Origin of the sequence: Acetobacter conturbans, assembly GCF_011516755.1 — a bacterium.
Classification (GTDB): Bacteria; Pseudomonadota; Alphaproteobacteria; order Acetobacterales; family Acetobacteraceae; genus Acetobacter; species Acetobacter conturbans.
This window is the reverse complement of sequence record NZ_WOSY01000051.1, coordinates 1-4,126: the sequence shown is the minus strand read 5'-3', so window position 1 is coordinate 4,126 and position 4,126 is coordinate 1. Positions and strand designations below refer to the sequence as shown.

Sequence of the window (4,126 nt, the reverse complement as noted above, 5' to 3'; positions counted from 1 at the left end):
GGACGTGAACATCGCCCGCCTGCATCTGGGTGAGGCCCAGATGGACGCCGGTCGCACTGCCGATGCCGTCACCACCCTCCGCACCGTCGACGGAACAAACGGCGCTAAAGACATCGCTCAGCTCTGGATACTGAAAATACAGAGTAAAGAAGCGCAGAAGTAATGATTGCTTTGGTTCATCGGCTTACCCCTCCTTGTGCGGGGTAAGCCGATGAATGCGTCTTTATAGTTCACATAAAGACTGGATAAAGTTTTTTTCCTTCATGTCAGGCGGTGGGAGAAAATTGAGCCATGACCGATGCCCACCCTGAATCATTGCCTGATTCTCCCGCAAAAATCCTGACTGGCCCGGTTGGCTGGCTGTCAGCACTGTGCGGTTTGATGAGATGAAAATGGCAGGCAGCGCATCTCTGTCATGGCTGACGACCATATTCAGCAGTCTCTGAAGCGTGGCTTTTCTTGCTCTCCTGAGTGCGTAAGGCTACGAAGCAGATCATGATCCGTCTTATAATCCTCGTTCCTTTTCTTCTGGCTCTGATCCTGTTTGCTGCCAGCAATCAGGAATCCTCTCAGATGTGGTTCCTGACCTACAGCTGGTCTTCATCCGTGGGTGTGCTAGCGCTTCTCATCGCTTTCGGTGGCCTGTTGCTCGGGGCATTTGGCGTATGGGTCAGTGAGCTTGGCCAGCGTCGCCGTGCGAGAAAAGCCGAGGCGCGGGTCAAGGAGCTGGAAGCTATTACAGCCAGCAAGACGACGGAGCTGGACCAGTTGCGCGCTCGCGTGGTCGTCGCGGAGGCTCATACGGTGACTTCCGTGCCGCCTCAGATAACTTCTTCCTCTCCGACGGTCTGAGTGATGTCTTCCCGGCGCACACGGCTGATCGCCGCACTTGATACACGGGACCCGAAGCAGGCGGCGGCATGGGCCACCTCTGTCTCTCCCCATGCGGATGCCATCAAACTAGGTCTTGAGTTCGTCTATGCAGCCGGATTCGAGGCAGTGGAGAAAGTGGCTGCGGGTCGTGAGCTGTTTCTCGATCTCAAGCTGCACGATATCCCGAATACTGTTGGCGCGGCTATTGGCAGCCTTAGTCGGATTAGTCCGGCGATGCTCACCATTCATGCTGGTGGGGGGAGCGCCATGGTCGCTGCTGCCCGCAAGGCGTGCGACGATAGTTTCACGCTCGAAAAGCGTCCCTTGCTTCTGGCGGTAACCGTTCTCACAAGTCTCGACGATCATGCCCTTGCTGAAATGGGAGTGCATGATGGGGCGCAGGCTCAGGTTTTGCGGCTCGCGGAACTGGCGCTTCGTAATGGTGCGGATGGTCTCGTCTGCTCTGCCCACGAACTGGCAGCCCTCCGCGCGGAGTTTGGAGCCGAACCGATTCTGGTGACGCCGGGTATTCGTCCTCAGGGCGCTGTGGCAGGCGATCAGAAGCGGGTCATGACACCGGGCGCTGCAAAGGACGCAGGAGCAGACTGGATCGTGGTGGGGCGTCCGATTACGGCTGCTGCCGATCCTGCTATTGCTGCCGCCGCAATTGCGGCGGAACTGGCTCTGTAAACTATAGTCTGCTTTTGTGAGGGCAGCTCACCGGGGGGAGGCAGGTTCGGGTGACAGTTGGTGTCAAAATCTGCGGATTGACAGAAGAAGATGGTGTTGATGCTTGTCTGCGGTTCGGTGCGGACTGGATTGGCCTCAATTTTTTCACCCGGTCTCCCCGTTATGTGACTGCGACGCGGGCTGCGGAACTGGCCAATCGGTTTGTCGGAAGGGAGAACAGGCCTGGCTGCGTTGGGTTGTTTGTGGATCCTACCAATGAAGAAATTGCAGCGGTTCTGGATACGGTCCCGGTCGACATTCTGCAATTATACACTACTGCGGAACGGGCAGCTTCTATTGGGCAGAATTTTCAGAGGGAAGTGTGGCTTTCAGTCCCCGTATCTATGGCCGCTGATCTGCCGGTGGAAACAAAGGTCGAGCGGCTGGTCATTGAATCCCGTGCTCCGAAAGATGCGGACCGACCGGGTGGAAATGGTGAAACTCTTCCCTGGGATGTTACCCAGGGATGGTTTTCTCCATGTCCATGGATTCTGGCTGGCGGCCTGAATCCTGACAATGTTGCTGAGGCAATCCTCCTCAGTGGTGCACCAGCCGTGGATGTTTCATCGGGGGTGGAATGTAGTCCCGGGATTAAGGATCCTGAGGCTGTGCGACGTTTCATTCAGATTGCTCGGTCATCCGGAAAGCGCTGAATGCGTTTTTCCTCTTGAGTCTCCGGCAGATACTGGTATGAAACGCATCCAGCGCCGGAGAGATGGCCGAGCGGCTTAAGGCGCACGCTTGGAAAGCGTGTGTACGTTAATAGCGTACCGTGGGTTCGAATCCCACTCTCTCCGCCAGAGCGTCACTTTCCTAAGAAAATCAGTCACTTACACCATGTCAGCGTCACCTTGATTGTGACTGTGCGTCACTGGTCCAGCGTCACTGTTTTGCGGGGAGCTTTGAAGCTCTCAGGGCGACACATGGCTTCCTCATCTCTGCCTCAAACGCTAAAAGGCGTGGATGGCCGACGACATGACGAACCTGACCATAAAGGGCAGAACTTACTATGCCCGCTTCTTCATCCCGAAGGACCGCTGGCTGGATGTCGGCAAGGCCCTGAAGTCCAGCACAGGCCAACGGCGGGACGTTATCAGGACGCTTGAGACCCGAGACCGCAAAGAGGCCCTGAGACGCCGAGGTGCCGCTCTTGAAGCCATCCGTGCCGAGGTGAATGACAAGCTTCAGGCCATCAATCTCAAGCCTCTGCATGGGGACTGGCAGCCGCAGAAGGGCTGGTCCACACCAGAGAAGGCTGTGGAGACGGCTCACATCTATCGCGAACAGATAGAGCGGGCATCGGACGATTACGATCCACTGGAAGGCGGGCGGGACGAAGAGCTTTCTGAGAGTGTTCCAGAGACTGCGCGGGAACGCATGAAGTTCGTGGTGTCCGACCTTGTAATGGAAGACGCGGAAAGACTGCCTCCGGCTGAGGGCGGGCGTTACTTGAGAACGGTCATGGGCATTGTTGACGGCACAGCCACGCCGATTGGGCCATTACTTGACCGCTGGACACGCCACAGAGAGGAGACAATCGCCAAGACCAGCCTTGCCATGGATCGGGCAGCTTTTAATCTCTTGGCCACTTACATGGCGCAGAAGGAATCTGAAAGGACAGGAGCGGCGCTGGATGGCGTGCTTCCCCTCGCTTTCCTGAGAAGCCTTGCCATCGAAGATATGAAGCCGAGAATACTGGGTGGTTTCGCTGAATGGTTGATGGATGAAGCCGGACTGGCAGCCAAAACCACAGGGAGCCGGATCAGCCCTCTGAAGGCGTTCTGGGACTGGTGCATCCGCAAGCATCTCATCACAGGACCCAACGGGGCAGCGGCCATCAATCCGTGGACAGGCGCAACGACCGGGCTGAAGCAGCAGGCCAGCAGAGCCAGCAGAAGGGAAGCCAAACGCCTCCGTGAGTTCTCAGGAGGCGAACTGATGGCCCTTCTGCAAGCTGATCCTGATGAGGGTGGGACCAGACGCTGGGCATGGGGTGCTGCCATTCGTGACCTGATGCGCCTTGCTCTGTTTACAGGTGCCAGAGAGAACGAACTGTGCAGCCTGACAGTCAGCCGAATTGTCATGGACCGGGAGAGTGGACAGGCAGCTCTTTGGGGCATCGCCGTAACCGATGAGGAAGCCAAGACGACCAATTCGGTCCGGCGCATCCCTCTGCATCCCCTTGTCCGTCCGATCATAGAAAGACGTCTTGCTGCTGCTCTTGGTGCGGTTCCACCGCTTGGTGAGGCGATACCTCTGGGTGAGCTTGATGAGCCTTCGGTGCGGCAAGAGCTTACTGAGCCAGTGGCTCTTACAGCTCACCATTGCCGCTTGGCTCTTGACGCCCCGCTGTTCCCGGAGTGCAAGCCGGGAAGGCCGGGAAGGCCGGGAGACAGGCGTGGTTATTACTTTTCTAGAGCGTGTAGTCAGTTAGCGCCTGCTGGTCTGGGCCTTGTACTTTTGTCCGATGCATGATGTTTTCTCCCTGTTTTCAGGGGGGATATATGGATGCGCCGGTATGCTC

Annotated in this window: 4 protein-coding genes and 1 tRNA gene; all 5 read left to right on the top strand. The window is 57.1% G+C overall.

Translation table 11 applies throughout. The features are described 5' to 3' along the window. Positions 1–495 precede the first annotated feature (495 nt). The 5 genes from GOB81_RS17130 to GOB81_RS17110 all read left to right on the top strand — a co-directional run bounded on the left by GOB81_RS17130 (position 496) and on the right by GOB81_RS17110 (position 4,077). The gene (locus GOB81_RS17130; RefSeq protein WP_173571434.1) at positions 496–852 is read left to right on the top strand and encodes a lipopolysaccharide assembly protein LapA domain-containing protein; all 357 of its coding nucleotides are present in this window, start codon (positions 496–498) and stop codon (positions 850–852) included. A gap of 3 nt (positions 853–855) precedes the next feature. After that, positions 856–1,563, top strand: coding sequence for an orotidine-5'-phosphate decarboxylase (gene pyrF, locus GOB81_RS17125; protein ID WP_173571433.1), 708 nt, complete (start codon positions 856–858; stop codon positions 1,561–1,563). Positions 1,564–1,613: 50 nt separating this feature from the next. Beyond that, positions 1,614–2,255 (top strand): phosphoribosylanthranilate isomerase, encoded by a 642-nt coding sequence (locus GOB81_RS17120; RefSeq protein WP_173571432.1) that lies wholly within the window; start codon positions 1,614–1,616, stop codon positions 2,253–2,255. 56 nt (positions 2,256–2,311) lie between these two features. Further along, a tRNA-Ser gene (locus GOB81_RS17115) sits at positions 2,312–2,402 on the top strand. Positions 2,403–2,577: 175 nt separating this feature from the next. Next, positions 2,578–4,077: a site-specific integrase gene (locus GOB81_RS17110; RefSeq protein WP_173571431.1), complete on the top strand. Its 1,500-nt coding sequence runs from the start codon at positions 2,578–2,580 to the stop codon at positions 4,075–4,077. Positions 4,078–4,126 lie beyond the last annotated feature (49 nt).

Coding starts and splice junctions, on each gene's coding strand:
- pyrF (WP_173571433.1), top strand. CDS start 856: ATGTCTTCCCGGCGCACACGGCTGATCGCCGCACTTGATACACGGGAC.
- GOB81_RS17130 (WP_173571434.1), top strand. CDS start 496: ATGATCCGTCTTATAATCCTCGTTCCTTTTCTTCTGGCTCTGATCCTG.
- GOB81_RS17110 (WP_173571431.1), top strand. CDS start 2,578: ATGACGAACCTGACCATAAAGGGCAGAACTTACTATGCCCGCTTCTTC.